The sequence below is a fragment of the Methylobacterium sp. E-066 genome (assembly GCF_022829635.1).
Classification (GTDB): domain Bacteria; phylum Pseudomonadota; class Alphaproteobacteria; order Rhizobiales; family Beijerinckiaceae; genus Methylobacterium.
On record NZ_JAKSYO010000168.1, the window covers coordinates 1 to 14,257 of the forward strand.

The 14,257-nt window shown below is 70.6% G+C and carries 14 protein-coding genes; 8 read left to right on the plus strand and 6 right to left on the minus strand.

Features of this window, described 5'->3' with window-relative positions; genetic code table 11:
* The 4 genes from MKL20_RS23025 to MKL20_RS23040 form a co-directional block, all read right to left on the minus strand.
* Positions 1-1,548, minus strand: a 1,548-nt coding sequence (locus MKL20_RS23025) for a methyl-accepting chemotaxis protein (protein ID WP_244038623.1), incomplete at its 3' end; no start/stop codon positions are given.
* A 40-nt stretch (positions 1,549-1,588) separates the two neighbouring features.
* The gene (locus MKL20_RS23030) at positions 1,589-2,164 is read right to left on the minus strand and encodes a chemotaxis protein CheW (RefSeq protein ID WP_244038624.1); all 576 of its coding nucleotides are present in this window, start codon (positions 2,162-2,164) and stop codon (positions 1,589-1,591) included.
* Positions 2,164-3,654, minus strand: coding sequence for a CheR family methyltransferase (locus MKL20_RS23035; RefSeq protein WP_244038625.1), 1,491 nt, complete (start codon positions 3,652-3,654; stop codon positions 2,164-2,166). Before MKL20_RS23035 ends, MKL20_RS23030 begins: the two co-directional genes overlap by 1 nt.
* 7 nt (positions 3,655-3,661) lie before the next feature.
* Positions 3,662-4,156, minus strand: coding sequence for a chemotaxis protein CheW (locus tag MKL20_RS23040; RefSeq protein ID WP_244038626.1), 495 nt, complete (start codon positions 4,154-4,156; stop codon positions 3,662-3,664).
* Positions 4,157-4,367: 211 nt separating this feature from the next.
* Here MKL20_RS23040 and MKL20_RS23045 point away from each other — a divergent pair, with 211 nt between their 5' ends.
* The 7 genes from MKL20_RS23045 (at position 4,368) to MKL20_RS23075 (ending at position 11,721) form a co-directional block, all read left to right on the plus strand.
* Positions 4,368-4,619, plus strand: coding sequence for a hypothetical protein (locus MKL20_RS23045; protein WP_243965497.1), 252 nt, complete (start codon positions 4,368-4,370; stop codon positions 4,617-4,619).
* A gap of 495 nt (positions 4,620-5,114) precedes the next feature.
* Entirely contained in the window at positions 5,115-5,936 is an 822-nt protein-coding gene (locus MKL20_RS23050) for a DeoR/GlpR family DNA-binding transcription regulator (RefSeq protein ID WP_243965496.1), read from the plus strand.
* Between the two features lie 85 nt (positions 5,937-6,021).
* Entirely contained in the window at positions 6,022-7,554 is a 1,533-nt protein-coding gene (gene glpD / locus MKL20_RS23055; protein ID WP_244038627.1) for a glycerol-3-phosphate dehydrogenase, read from the plus strand.
* A gap of 56 nt (positions 7,555-7,610) precedes the next feature.
* Positions 7,611-9,116 carry a glycerol kinase GlpK gene (glpK, locus tag MKL20_RS23060; protein ID WP_244038628.1) on the plus strand — a complete coding sequence of 502 codons (1,506 nt, stop codon included), beginning with the start codon at positions 7,611-7,613 and terminating at the stop codon, positions 9,114-9,116.
* Positions 9,117-9,393: 277 nt separating this feature from the next.
* On the plus strand, positions 9,394-10,125 hold the full coding sequence (locus tag MKL20_RS23065; RefSeq protein WP_244038629.1) for an MIP/aquaporin family protein: 732 nt from the start codon (positions 9,394-9,396) through the stop codon (positions 10,123-10,125).
* 128 nt (positions 10,126-10,253) lie between these two features.
* Complete coding sequence (lipA, locus tag MKL20_RS23070) at positions 10,254-11,249, plus strand: lipoyl synthase (RefSeq protein ID WP_243965492.1); 996 nt, start codon at positions 10,254-10,256, stop codon at positions 11,247-11,249.
* A 16-nt stretch (positions 11,250-11,265) separates the two neighbouring features.
* Positions 11,266-11,721, plus strand: coding sequence for a type II toxin-antitoxin system RatA family toxin (locus MKL20_RS23075; RefSeq protein WP_243965491.1), 456 nt, complete (start codon positions 11,266-11,268; stop codon positions 11,719-11,721).
* A gap of 5 nt (positions 11,722-11,726) precedes the next feature.
* Here the strand turns inward: MKL20_RS23075 and MKL20_RS23080 are convergent, their stop codons facing one another.
* Positions 11,727-12,944: an FAD-dependent oxidoreductase gene (locus tag MKL20_RS23080; RefSeq protein ID WP_244038630.1), complete on the minus strand. Its 1,218-nt coding sequence runs from the start codon at positions 12,942-12,944 to the stop codon at positions 11,727-11,729.
* A gap of 21 nt (positions 12,945-12,965) precedes the next feature.
* Entirely contained in the window at positions 12,966-13,463 is a 498-nt protein-coding gene (locus MKL20_RS23085) for a CinA family protein (RefSeq protein WP_244038631.1), read from the minus strand.
* A gap of 102 nt (positions 13,464-13,565) precedes the next feature.
* Here MKL20_RS23085 and MKL20_RS23090 point away from each other — a divergent pair, with 102 nt between their 5' ends.
* Positions 13,566-13,964: an MAPEG family protein gene (locus tag MKL20_RS23090; protein WP_244038632.1), complete on the plus strand. Its 399-nt coding sequence runs from the start codon at positions 13,566-13,568 to the stop codon at positions 13,962-13,964.
* The last annotated feature ends 293 nt before the right edge of the window (positions 13,965-14,257 follow it).

Consider the following 14,257-nt stretch of genomic DNA (forward strand, 5'->3'; position numbering starts at 1 on the left):
CGCCCCCATCACCTGCTCGATCCCCAGCTGCTGCTGGTTGGTCGAGGCCACGATCTGCTGGAACGTCTGCACGTTCTCCTCCACCCGCGCCGTGATCTCCTCGATCGTCCGCTGCGTCGTGTCCGAGCGCGTCTTGCCCGAGGCCGCACGCTTCACCGCCTCCTCGGTCAGCATCACCGACGTGTTGATGCCCCGCTGGATCTCGCCCAAAATCCCCCGGACCTGGCCGGTGGCCGCCTTGGCTTGGTCAGCGAGCAGCTTCATCTCGGAGGCCACCACGGCGAAGCTGCGCCCGCTCTCGCCGGCCGCGGCCGCCTCGATCGCGGCGTTGAGCGCGAGCAGATGCGTGCGCTCGGAGATGTCGTTGACGGTCTCGATGATGTCGCCGATCGTCTGGGTCTTCTCCGACAGGCTGACGATGTTGCCGGCGACCGCCTCGGCCTGCTCGCGGATCGCGTCCATGGCCTTGGCGGTGTCGGAGACCGCGCGCAGGCCCTGACGGGAGGTCTGGGCGGTGGCCTGGGCGGTGGCGATCACCTCGGTGGCGCGCTTGCCGATCTGGGCGCCGGAATGGGTGATCTCGTCGACGGTCGCGGCGGTCTCCTGCACGGCAGCGAACTGCTCTTCGACGGAGGCGGCCTGCTGCTGGGCGGAGGCGCGGATCTCGGCGGCGGCGGCGTTGAGATCGGCGGTGGCCGCGCGGTTGGTCCGGGCCAGGTCGGACAGGTTGTCCACCATCGCGTCCAGCGTGCGCCCGAGACGGGCGATCTCGTCGCCGCCCTGCATGGCGAGCTTCCCCGAGAGGTCGCCGTCGCCGACCCGCTCGACGAAGGCCATCACGGTCTCCAGCGGACGCACCACCGCGCGGCGGATCATCCAGGTGACCAGCACCGCCAGCAGCACCGCGGCAGCCAGCGTCAGGTAGATCGACAGGCGCGAGCGCTCGTAGACCTCGTGGGCGGCGCGTTGCCCCAGGGCCATGCTGCCGTCGAGCAGGGTGCGCAGGTTGGTGATGCCGCCCAGGAACGGCGCCTGCAGACGGCTGATCTCGTCGTTGCGCGCCTCGACGGCGGGGAGATCCTGCTTGGCGATGGCGGCGAACTGCGCCTCGCTCGCGGTCCGCACCTCCAGGAAGGAGCGCTGCACCTCGGCGGTCGCGGCGGCGATCCGGTCCCAGGCGACGTTGCGCTCGGCAGTGATCGATTGCGTCCGGTACTGGCCGGCGAGCTGGGCCGTGGCGGCAAGGCCACTCTCGACCTCGGCGGCGGTGCGGCGCCAGGCCGCCAGGGTGTCGTCGGCGCGCACCGGCCGGCCTTGCGCCTGCGACAGCATCCCGATCACGGCGGTGCGGCGCAGGAGCCCGAGGTCGCGGGCCTGGTTGCCGAGATCGTCGAGCTGGCGCAGCACCGCCATGTCGCGCCGGACGATGGCGTCGGTGGTGTCGCGCACCGATCCGATCTGCTCCAGCGCGTAGAAGCCGAGCGCCACGATCACCACCGTGACGGCGCCGAAGCCGAGAAGGATGCGTCTTCCGATCGAGAACGTCACGGTCGGGGCTGGCTCCGGTGGAGGGGCGCGCGGACGGGACTTAGGGCAGTACGCGGCGCAGGAGGCGGGGGAGGTCGACGACGACGAAATCCGGTCGGCCGTCGCGGGCCGAAGCGGGGGCATACCCCGAAGCGGCCGCGTTGCCCAACCCGGCGGGATCCGCATCCTCCGCAATCCCTGCGGCGGACGGTCCCGGGGCGGCGGCGATCCCCAGAACCCGGTCCACCGCCAGGGCGACGGATTGCGGCTGGCCGCCGCGCAGCACGACGAGGTGGCCGCCCCCGCTCTCGCCCTCGGGCGGGGCTTCCGGCCGGCCGAGCGCCCGGGCGAGACCGACGACACCGACGATCCGGCCCGACAGGGCGATCAGGCCGAGCAAAGCCGGTACCGCCCCGGGCATCGGCGTGCACGGGCGCATCGGCAGCACCTGGGCGACTGCGGCGAGCGGAATCCCGTAGCGCTCGGACCCGCAGGCGCAGACGAGGTGGTCGATCCCGATCTCCGGCCCCGCCGCGGCGGCGCTCCGCCGCGCCAGGGACGCGGCGCGCTCGGCCCGGATGTCCCGCTCGGTTCTGGGCCGGGCGCCGTGCTTCGGTGCGCTCTGGCGCGCGTCCATCAGGGACTCCCGGTATCTGCGCCGCGATGGGGGCCGAGCCCGGCGCGGGCCGCGGCCGCCCCGGCGGCGATCTCGCCGGCCGCGGCGCCGTCGCCCTCGAGCAGGAGCGTGTTCGGCCCCAGCGCTTGGCTGAGGGCGATGGCGTTGTCGAGGGCGCGGGCCGCCTCGTCGGGACGGTCGAGCCCGATGAGCAGCAGGCCGAGATGGTAATGGGCCATCACGAAGCCCCGGTCGAGGTAGAGCGCCGCCCGCAGCGCCCGCTCGGCCTCGGCGTCCCGGCCCAGCGTGTGGGCGAGCAGACCCTCGTAGAAGCGCAAAGCCGGATCGGTCGGGTCGCGGGCGAGGGCGCCGCGCAGCACCCGCCAGGCGGCGCCGGTCTCCCCGGCATCGGCGAGGGCCCGGATCTGCGCGAGGTCGCCGTCCGGCGCGTCGGCGGGGGCCGCCTCGGCCGGCGGAAGCGCGTCCGCCGCGGGAGGGCGCGGCTGGGCCAGGGTCGCGACGACGGTCTCGAGCGCCGCGCAGGGCTCTTCCACGGCCCGGACGCGCTGCGGCGGCACCGGCTCGACGGCGGGCGAGACCGGCCGCGGCACGGGTGGGGCCACGTCACCGAGGCGGCGGTAGGCCACGGTGCCGGGCAGGCTGACCGGATCGAGGAACCCTGAGAAGGTCGGGTTCGGCTCGGCATGGCCGAGCAGCATCCAGCCCTCCGGCCGGAGTCTTCGGCCGAGGCCGCGCACCACCGCGGCCACCGTCTCGGCCTCGAAATAGATCAGCACGTTGCGGCACAGGATCAGGTCGAAGCCCTCGCCGGGCGGCAGCTTCGGCTCGACCAGGCTGAGGAGGTTGCCACGCTCGAACCGCACCAGCGCGCGGAATTCCGGCCGCAGGGCGTAGCCGCCCTCGCGGCGGATCCCGGGGGCGGGGGGCAGGCGCGTGAAGTAGCGCAGCCTCTCCTCCGGCGGCATGGTCCTGAGCGCCCAGCGCCCGTACTCGGCCGCCCGGGCGGTCGCCAGCGCCTCGACGCTGATGTCGGTGCCGAGGATCACGATCCGCCAGTCGGGCAGGGCGTCGCCCAGGGCCTCGCGGACCAGGATCGCCAGGGAATAGGGCTCGGCGCCGGTGGAGCAGCCGGCGCTCCAGATCCGCAGGGTGCGGTCGAGGCTGCGCGCCGCGATCAGCGCCGGCAGGATGGTCTCGCGCAGGGCCTGGAACTGCTCGGCGTAGCGGAAGAAGAAGGTCTCGCCGACGGTGATCTCGGCCTCCAGATTGGCCCATTCCGCCTCGCCCTTGGACCGGTCGGCCAGGAGCGCGGTGTAGGCGGCGCAATCGGCGACCGCATTGGCCCGGAAGCGCCGGCGCAGGCGCTCGATCAGGAGCTCGTCCTTGTCGATATAATAATGGTGGCCGGTGCGGGCGATGATCCGCGCCTTCAGCCCGGCATAGGCCGGGTCGTCGCCCGGATCGGGGCGGGGAGGGACGGGACGCCGCATTGCGGGATCAGGCGGAGGGCGGCAGGGCGGCCAGGCGCTCGGCGGCGGCCTGCGTCAGCGCCGCGACCCGGGCCCGCTCCTGGGCGGTCAGCAGGCCGTCGGGGGCGAGGGCGTGCACGAGTTGGTCGCCGATCACGAGCTCGGCCGCCACGCAGCCGTTGAGGGTGCCGGCCTCCTCGGCCGGCCGGATCGCGGAATCGGGCACGATCACCAGATCGGCGGCGCGGTCGACCAGGTAGGCGACCGCATCGTCCCGGGTCAGCACCAGATGCGCGTACAGGCCCGGCTCCGTGGCGGCCGGGCGCAGGCCGAGCAGCGGCGCGAGATCGATCACCGGGATCGGCGCGCCGCCGAGATTGAGGAAGCCGGCGAGCCAGCCGCCGGTGGCGGGGGGATTGTGCAGATCCGGCAGCGGCAGGATCTCGGAGACCGCGGCGCGGGGCAGGGCGCAGGGCGTTCCGGCGACGTCGAGGAGCAGATAGGCCGAACCGCTGCAGGCCAAAGCCGCCCCCTCCCGAACGCATCCCGATCGCGGTCGCGCTGGGACAGGGCGCGCAATAGGCTGTCGGACCCCGGCAAGCAATCATCCACCTCCGAATGGCGGGATCGGGGAACCAAGTCTCCTCTCAGCCGCTTATTTTCCGACGCAGCGGCACCGCTCCAGACGACGGGCGACGCCTCGCCTGCGACTGTCTTGAAGCCGGGATCCGATCATGAAGAAACTGCTGCTGGCCGCCGCCTCGCTGACGCTGCTCGCGGGCTCCGCCCTCGCTCAGGGCAACGCGCCCTACAACAATTCCGGTTCCCAGGCCGGTGGTCCCCGCGGCGGCCTAGAGCGCGCCGGCGAAGCCGCCGCCATGGAGCGGGGCGCCGCAGCCCCGACCGAGCGCCCGATGATGCGCAAGCGCATGAAGCACAAGCGGATGATGAAGCATCACCGCCGGATGCGCCACCACCAGATGTGATCGGCTCCGGGGAGCGCCGCAGCGCGGCATCACCCGGACGGTCTGGCCTGTCGCACCCGCGGCAGGCCTTTTTTGTGGGGTTTTTCGGACGTGGTTCGGACGACTCATTCGCAAGGTGGCACGGACGCCTCTCTCCCTCCGCCTGGAGCCCACGTGAGCGGGGGTCGCCGTCGAAAGCGACGCTTCAGGTTCTGGGGGTGCCGGTCTAGGCGGGCTCGATGGTCGTACAACAGGTTGTGCAGGTCGCGACGCGCCCCCTCTCCCGCACGGGAGAGGGGGCGCGTCGCATCCGGCATCCTGTGAGTCCGGCACTGTGCGCGGGAGAAGACGCGGGCCGCATTCGGCCCATGTAAGAATCCAATCCTCCGCCCTGCGATCCGGTTGCCCCACCGCCCCGGCCGGTTCACTCTCTCGCGAAAGCCGCCACACCCGCAGGATGTTCGCAAACGAACATTCGCGCCCGTAAGGTGGTCCGAGGAAACGCCAGGAGGCTCGATGTCACGCCCGCTCGACCGGAGATCCGAGGACAGGATCGAGGCCACGGGGGTCGAGGGACGGCGCAGCGCCATCGTGGCGGCGGTGCGCCAGCGGGGCTTCGTCACCATCGAGGCGCTCGCCGCGCAGTTCGGCGTCACCGTCCAGACGATCCGGCGCGACCTCAACGAGCTGAGCGCGGAAGGGCGGCTGGAGCGCTACCGGGGCGGGGGCGGGCTCCCGTCCAGCGTCGAGAACATCGATTATGCCGACCGCCGGGTGACCCTGCTGCCGGAAAAGACCCGGATCGGCCGGTTGGCTGCCAGCCGGATCCCGTCACACTGCTCGGTCTTCGTCAATATCGGCACGACCCCCGAGGCCGTGGCCCGCGAGTTGACCCGGCACGACGACCTCAGCGTCATCACCAACAACCTCAACGTGGCGCTCTCTTTGGCCGAGGCCACGGAGTTCCACATCGTCGTGGCCGGCGGCACGGTGCGCAACCGCGACGGCGCGGTGCTCGGCCAGCTCACCTGCGACACGCTCAGCCAGTTCCGGGTCGACGTGGCGGTGATCGGCATCAGCGGCATCGATTCCGACGGCGCCTTGCTCGACTACGATTACGAGGAGGTGCGGGCGACGCAGACCATCCTGGCCCATGCCCGCAAGACCTTTTTGGTCGCCGACCATACCAAGTTCACCCGGCGCCCGATGGTGCAGGTCGGCCGGCTGGATCAGGTCGACACGTTCTTCACCGACCGGATGCCGCCGCCGGAGATCGTCGCGATGATCGAGCGCCAAGGGGTGACCCTGGCGGTGGCGGACAACGCCGACGAACCGTAACGAACATGCGTTTTTTCGCTTGCGAAAATCAGCGGGCAGCTCAATATGTTCTGAACCCGCCATCCAGGGCGGGAGAGGAGGAACAATGCCGGCTGCAACGCGCCAGCGCGAGCCGTCCGACGCCTACGATCTCCTGGTCATCGGCGGCGGCATCAACGGCACCGGAATCGCGCGCGATGCGTCGGGCCGCGGCCTGTCGGTCCTGCTGGCCGAGCGCGGGGATCTGGCCGGCTTCACCTCCTCGTCCTCGACGAAGCTGATCCACGGCGGCCTGCGCTACCTCGAATATTACGAATTCCGCCTCGTCCGCGAGGCCCTGGCCGAGCGCGAGCGGCTGCTGCGCCAGGCGCCCCACGTGATCTGGCCTCTGCGCTTCGTGCTGCCCCACGACGAGGGCCTGCGCCCGGCCTGGATGCTGCGGCTCGGCCTGTTCCTGTACGACCATCTCGCGCGGCTGCGGACCCTGCCGGGCTCGAAGTCGGTGGACCTGCGCAGCTCGCCCTACGGCGCGCCGCTGCAGAAGCGCCTGACCAAGGGCTTCGTCTATTCCGACTGCTGGGTGGAGGACAGCCGCCTGGTGGTGCTCAACGCCATGGATGCCCGCGAGCGCGGCGCCACGGTTCTGACCCGCACCGGCGTGATCTCGGCCCGCCGCGAGGGTGACGGCTGGGTCGCAACCTTGCGCGACGAGCGCACCGGATCCGAGCGGGCAATCCGGGCCAAGGCCGTGGTCAACGCCGCCGGCCCCTGGGTCAGCGCGACGCTGGGCGGCACGCTGGGCATCAACAGCCGCGCGGCAGTGCGCCTGATCAAGGGCAGCCACATCGTGGTCAAGCGCCTGTTCCCGGGCGACCAGGCCTACATCCTCCAGCAGCCGGACAAGCGGATCATCTTCGCGATCCCCTACGAGCGCGACTTCACGCTGATCGGCACCACCGACGTGCCCTATGACGGCGAGCCCGGGCCGGTCTCGATTTCCCTGGAGGAGACCGACTACCTCTGCGGCTGCATCAACCGCTCCTTCGACAACCGCATCACCCCGGCCGACGTGGTCTGGAGCTATTCGGGCGTGCGTCCGCTCTACGACGACGCGGCCGAGAACGCCTCCGCGGTGACCCGCGACTACGTCCTCGACGTGGAGGACCAGGGCGGCAAGGCGGCGGTACTGTCGGTGTTCGGCGGCAAGATCACGACGTACCGGCGCCTGGCCGAGCACGCGATCGAGAAGCTCAAGCCGTTCTTCCCCGGCCTCAAGCCGGCCTGGACCGGCGAGGCGGTGCTGCCCGGCGGCGCCATGAAGGACGCGGACTTCGATTCTTTCCTCGCCAAGCTCCAGGCCGAGAAGCCGTTTTTACCCGCCGAGACCGCAAGGCGCCTCGCCCGCGCCTACGGCACCAAGGCACGCGAGATCGTCGGGACCGCGCGCTCCATGGCCGATCTGGGCGAGGTGTTCGACGGCGGCCTCACCGCGGCCGAGGTCGATTACCTGCGCGTCGAGGAATGGGCGGTCACCGCCGAGGATATCCTCTGGCGCCGCTCGAAGCTCGGCCTGCGCACCAGCCCGGAGAGCGCTGCGCGCCTGTCCGCCTACCTCGACCGCAAGGCCGAGGCTGCATGATTGTGCCGAACCCGATCCGGCGCGAGACCGGTCGGGCATAACTCAGGGAGGGAACGATGAGCCGTTACGTCGGGGCCATCGACCAGGGCACCACGAGCAGCCGCTTCATGGTGTTCGATCGCGAGGGCAGCGTCATCGCGCTGGCCCAGGCCGAGCACGCGCAGATCTATCCGGCCCCCGGCCATGTCGAGCACGACGCCGCCGAGATCTGGACCAAGACGCAAAACGTGATGCGCGAGGCCCTGGACAAAGCCGGCCTCCAGCCCTCCGACCTTGCGGCCATCGGCATCACCAACCAGCGCGAGACCACGCTGATCTGGGACCGGCGCACCGGCAAGCCGCTGCACAACGCCCTGGTCTGGCAGGATACCCGCAACGACCGGCTGGTCTCCGAATTCGCCCGTGACGGCGGTCGCGACCGATTCCGCGACCTCACCGGCCTGCCGCTGGCGAGCTATTTTTCGGGCCTCAAGCTGCGCTGGCTGCTCGACCATGTCGACGGCGCCCGGGAGCGGGCCGAGGCCGGCGACGTGCTGTTCGGCAACATCGACACCTGGCTGGTCTGGAACCTCACCGGCGGCACCGAGGGCGGGCTGCACGTCACCGACGTGACCAATGCCAGCCGCACGCAGCTGATGTCGCTGAAGACCCTGGAATGGGACGACGGCATGCTGACGACCTTCGGGATCCCGAAGGCGATGCTGCCGAAGATCGTCTCGTCGAGCGAGGTCTACGGCGAGACCAAGGCGCCGTTCGCGGGCGTGCCGATCGCCGGCATCCTGGGCGACCAGCAGGCGGCCCTGTTCGGGCAGACCTGCTTCAGTCCGGGCGAGGCCAAGAACACCTACGGCACCGGGTGCTTCGCGCTGATGAACACCGGCACCGAGCCGGTCCCGTCCAAGGCCGGCCTGGTCACGACCCTGGCCTACCGCCTCGACGGCGAGAAGCCGGCCTACGCCCTGGAGGGCTCGATCGCGATCACCGGCGCCCTGGTGCAGTGGCTGCGCGACAACCTCCACATGATCAAGGACTCGGCCGAGGTCGAGACGCTGGCCACCACGGTCGAGGACAATGGCGGCGTCTACTTCGTGCCGGCCTTCTCGGGCCTCTACGCGCCGCACTGGAACGAGGGCGCCCGCGGCCTGATCATCGGCCTGACCCGCTACGTCAACCGCGGCCACATCGCCCGCTCGGTGCTGGAGGCGACCGCCTTCCAGACCCACGAGGTGCTGGACGCCATGGCCAAGGATTCCGGCATCCCGGTCAAGGAGCTGCGCGCCGATGGCGGCATGGTCGCCAACAACACGCTGATGCAGTTCCAAGCCGACATGCTCGACGTGCCGGTGGTGCGCCCAAAAGTCTCCGAGACCACGGCGCTCGGCGCCGCCTACGCGGCGGGCCTCGCGGTCGGCTACTGGAAGGGCCTCGACGACCTCAAGCGCAACTGGGGCGTCGACAAGCGCTGGACCCCGAAGATGGATGCCGGCCAGCGCGAAAAGATCGCCGCCGCCTGGAGCCGCGCGGTCAAGCGCTCCTTCGACTGGAAGCTCGACGAGGATTGAGCAGAGAACCTTCGGCCCTCGCGGGCCGGAGGCCGCTGCCATCCGCGCAGTCCCACCCTCGACCTCATCCTGAGGTGCTGCGGAGCAGCCTCGAAGGAGGGCTCCGGGAATCGCGAGTCCAGCTGGAGGGCTCCTTCGAGGCCTCCGCTGCGCCCCGGCACCTCAGGACGAGGGAGGGGATAGGAGAGCCGTAAATATCGGCAACGCTTTATCAAGATCACACACTCGCACAAGCTGTACAAATCTTAAAATAAGCAGCAAACGGGGGAGCTACATCATGACATCGCCATTCCTGGGTGAATTCCTCGGCACGATGACGCTGATCGTGCTGGGAGACGGCGTCGTCGCCGGCGCCCTGCTCAAGCAATCCAAGGCGGAGAACGCCGGCTGGATCGCCATCACCGCCGGCTGGGCCTTCGCGGTGCTCGCCGGGATCTTCGTCGCCACCGCCACCGGCAGCCCGGACGCGCATCTCAACCCGGCCGTGACCGTGGCGGGCGCCGTCAGCGCCGGGGATTTTTCAAAGCTCGCGATCTACATCCCGGCGCAGATGCTCGGCGCCTTCGTGGGCGCGGCGATCGTCTGGCTGCACTACCTGCCGCACTGGGCGGCCACCCCGGAGCAGGACCTGAAACTCGCCTGCTTCTGCACCGGGCCGGCGATCCGGGACGCCAAGGCCAACTGGACCTCGGAGATCATCGCCACCTTCTTCCTGATCCTGACCATCTCGGCGCTGGTGACCAACACGCTCGGCGCCTCCGGGGCGATCCCCCGCGGGGTCGCGCCCTACATGGTCGGCATGCTGGTCTGGGGCGTCGGCCTGTCTCTCGGCGGCACCACCGGCTACGCCATCAACCCCGCCCGCGACCTCGGGCCGCGCCTCGCCCACGCGGTCCTGCCGATCGCCGGCAAGGGTTCTTCCGACTGGGGCTACGCGCTGATCCCGGTGGCCGGCCCGGTGATCGGGGCGGTGCTCGCGGGCGTGCTGGTGCGGGGGCTCGGGATCTGACGGAAACGCCGCATCCTCAACCGCCGCATGGCGTCCCGGCGTCGCGGCGGTTTGCGGCGCGGGGCCGGGCGCCTTAAGTCAGTCCTTCCTGACCGACCGCGCCTCCGGGCGCTTCCCCGCGGTGTGGCATGGCCATCGTCCTCGACATCCTGAAGAACGATCCGCGCTCCGCGCGCCTGCGCCATCCCGAGAAGGCGCACCGGCCGGACCAGCCCGTCCAGGCCAAGAAGCCGGACTGGATCCGGGTCAAGGCGCCGGGCTCCAAGGCTTGGACCGAGACCCAGAAGATCGTGCGCGAGCACGGCCTCGTCACGGTCTGCGAGGAGGCCGGCTGCCCCAATATCGGCGAGTGCTGGGAGAAGCGGCACGCCACCTTCATGATCATGGGCGACACCTGCACGCGGGCCTGCGCTTTCTGCAACGTCCGCACCGGCCTGCCCGACGCGCTGGACGCCCTGGAGCCCGAAAAGATCGGCGACTCGGTGGCCAAGCTCGGCCTGCACCACGTGGTGATCACCTCGGTGGACCGGGATGACCTGAAGGACGGCGGCGCCCAGCATTTCGCCCGGACCATCGCGGCGATCCGCCGGGCGAGCCCCGGGACCACGGTGGAGATCCTCACCCCCGACTTCCTGCGCAAGGACGGGGCCTTGGAGGTGGTTGTCGCGGCCAAGCCCGACGTGTTCAACCACAACCTGGAGACGGTGCCGGCCAAGTACCTGACGGTGCGGCCCGGCGCCCGCTACTTCCACTCGGTGCGCCTGCTCCAGCGGGTGAAGGAGCTCGACCCGACGATCTTCACCAAGTCCGGCATCATGGTCGGGCTCGGCGAGGAGCGGAACGAGGTGCTCCAGCTCATGGACGACCTGCGCTCGGCCGAGGTCGATTTCCTGACCATCGGCCAGTACCTGCAGCCGTCGAAGAAGCACCACGAAGTGGTGCGCTTCGTGCCGCCCGACGAATTCAAGACCTACGAGACCACCGCCTACGCCAAAGGCTTTTTGCTGGTCTCGGCCACGCCGCTCACCCGCTCGTCGCACCATGCCGGCGAGGACTTTGCCAAGCTTCAGGCGGCCCGGCTCGCCAAGCATGCCGTCCCGCACGCCCCCGCCCTCTCGGCCTGAGTACGTCGGAAAAGAAATGCCGTCCTTCCGGGTTACCCGCACGGTGCGGCATTCGCCGCAGCAGATGTACGATCTCGTGGCCGATGTGGAGCGCTACCCGGAATTCCTGCCGCTGTGCGAATCCCTGCGGGTGATCCGCCGCCAGGATATGCCGGAGGGCGGGCAGGTGCTGATCGCCGAGATGGGCGTGGGCTACAAGGCGATCCGCGAGCGCTTCACCACAAGGGTCAGCCTCGATCCGGCCAACCACAAGATCGTCGCCGAATATATCGACGGCCCGTTCCGTCACCTGGAGAACCGCTGGTCGTTCAAGGAGGCGCCGAACGGCGGCTGCGCCGTCGACTTCTTCATCACCTACGAGTTCAAGAGCCGGACGCTGGGCCTCCTGATGGGCACGATGTTCGACCGCGCCTTCCGCAAGTTCACCGACGCCTTCGAGGGCCGGGCGGACCGGATGTACGGCACCGCCTGAGCGGATCAGGCCCGGGCCGGCGCGGACACATGCTCCGGCCGCACGCCCATCCCGATCATCCGGGCGGGCAGGGCCTGGAGGATCGGCAGCCGGTCGAGGATGCGCAGGGCCAGCGGCGCCCGGAACGGCGCGTCGGCCTTGAGCGCGGTGGCGATCACCCGGGCCTGGATCACCCGCTGCAGCGTCTGGGTCGCCCGGACCGGGAAGAGCCGCCGGGCCTGGACGCGGGCGAGGTCGGCCTCGGTCACGGGCCCCGCCCTCAGGGGCTCGGCCAGGATGTTGGCCGCCGCCACCGCGTCCTGGATCGCCAGGTTGATGCCGACCCCGCCCACCGGCGACATCGCGTGGGCGGCGTCGCCGATGCAGAGCAGGCCGGGACGGTGCCAGCGCTTCAGCCGGTCCACCGTCACGGTGAGGAGCTTGACCGCATCCCAGTCGGCGATGGCGTCGGTGCGGTCGGCCAGGAACGGCGCGATCTCGGCGACCGCCGCCCGAAAGGCCGGCAGCCCCTTCGCGCGCAACGCCGCGTCCCCGCCCTTCGGGACCACGTAGGCGCATTGCCAGGTGTCGCCCCGGTCGAGGGTGATCAGGATGCGCCCCGGGCCGAACCGTCCGGCCGCCGCCTCCGGATCGCCGTCCCGGCGCGGCAGGCGGAACCATAGCACGTCGATCGGCGCCCCGAAGGCCCGGGGCGTGAAGCCGGCGCGCTCGCGCATCAGCGAGTGGCGCCCATCGGCGCAGAGCACAAGGTCGGCCCGGATCGCCACCGGCCCGTCCGGCCCCTCAGCCCGCACGCCCGTGACCCGTCCGTCGGCCTCGATCAGGTCGCGGGCCTCGGTCCTGCGGATCAATCGGAACCCCGGATAGCCGGCCGCCACACCGGCCAAAAAGTCCAAAAAATCCCATTGCGGCATGAACGACAGGAAGCGGTTGCGGGTCGGCAGCCGGCTGAAATCGGCGACCCGGTAGCTCCGGCCGTTCACGACCCCCGAAAAGGTCTCGACCCGCCGCTGGGGCAGGGCGCGGAAGCGCTCGGACAGGCCCAGCTCGTCCATCAGGTCGAGGGTGGAGGGGTGGATCGTGTCGCCGCGGAAGTCACGCAGGAAATCCGCGTGCTTCTCCAGCACCGTGACGGCGATCCCGGCCCGGGCGAACAGCAGCCCGGCCATCATGCCCGCCGGACCGCCGCCGACGATGCAGAGCTGGGTCTTCAGGCTATCCATCGGACCCTCCGTTCCGTCTGATCAGTCGGCGAGCGCCCCTTCGAACAGGCCGAGCGCGTCCGCCACGGCGGCACGGCGGATTTCTCCGCGGCCGAGATCGCCGTAGCGTCGCTCCAGGTGGCGGCGTCCGCCCTCACGCTGGGCCAGCCCGAAATGCACCAGCCCGACCGGCTTGTCGGCACTGCCGCCGCCGGGGCCGGCGATGCCGGTGATCGCCACCGCGACCGCGGCGCGCGAGGCCGCCAGCGCCCCGGAGGCCATCGCCCGGGCCACGTCCTCGCTGACGGCGCCGTGCCGGCGGATCAGGTCCATCGGCACCCCGATCGCCTCCACCTTGGCCTCGTTCGAGTAGGTGACGTAGCCGCGCTCGAGCACGGCCGAAGAGCCCGGCACGGCGGTGAGCAGCCCCGCCACCAGCCCGCCGGTGCAGGATTCGGCGGTGACGAGCGTGCGTCCGGCCTTGGCATAGGCTGCGACCAGCGCCTCGGCGCGTTGGAGAAGCTCCGTGTCGTCGATCATCGCGCGAGGCTCGCCCTGGGCCGGAGCGCCCTATCTCGTGTTGTGACCCAAGCCCGGTCCCGGCTCAAGGACCGGCCGCCCCCCATAGGAGACCCCGACCCGATGATCTTCCCTGCGACCACGGCCGTCTACGCCGCGCTGCTCGCCCTCGTGTATCTTGGCCTGTCCGGCTGGGTGATGGGATCCCGCGTCTCCGACAACGTCCTGTTCGGCGACGGCGGCGACGAATCCATGCTCAAGCGGGTCCGGTCGCACGCCAACTTTTCGGAATACGTGCCGCTGGCGCTGATCCTGGTCGGCCTGCTGGAAGCCGGCGGCGGCAGCCATGGCCTAGTCCAGGGCCTGCTGATCGCCCTGCTGGTCGGCCGCATCCTCCACCCGATCGGCATGTTCGCCGCGCCGAACTCCCCCCGCCAATTCGCCTGCCGGGGCGGCGGGATCTTGCTGACGCTGGCGGTGCTGGCCATCGCGGCGATCGCGCTGCTGCTGCGGACGGCGTGATTCTTTTTTGAGAGCGGATTCGCTCGGTCAAGATTGGCGCTCCTCCAACCAATCCCCTCATCCTGAGGCGACGGAGCGAAGCGGAGGCCTCGAAGGAGCCCTCCAGCCGGCCGCGCGATCCCTGGAGGGCTCCTTCGAGGCTCGCTGCGCTCACACCTTAGGATGAGGGAGTAGGTGGGATAGACCCTATGCGTGCGTCGGCCCACATAGCGGGTTGACCGATTGCCGCCCGATGTCATGCCGTCGAGGCAGGGTCCGCAACCGTCTCCCCCTTCCGCTGCTACGAGCTACAC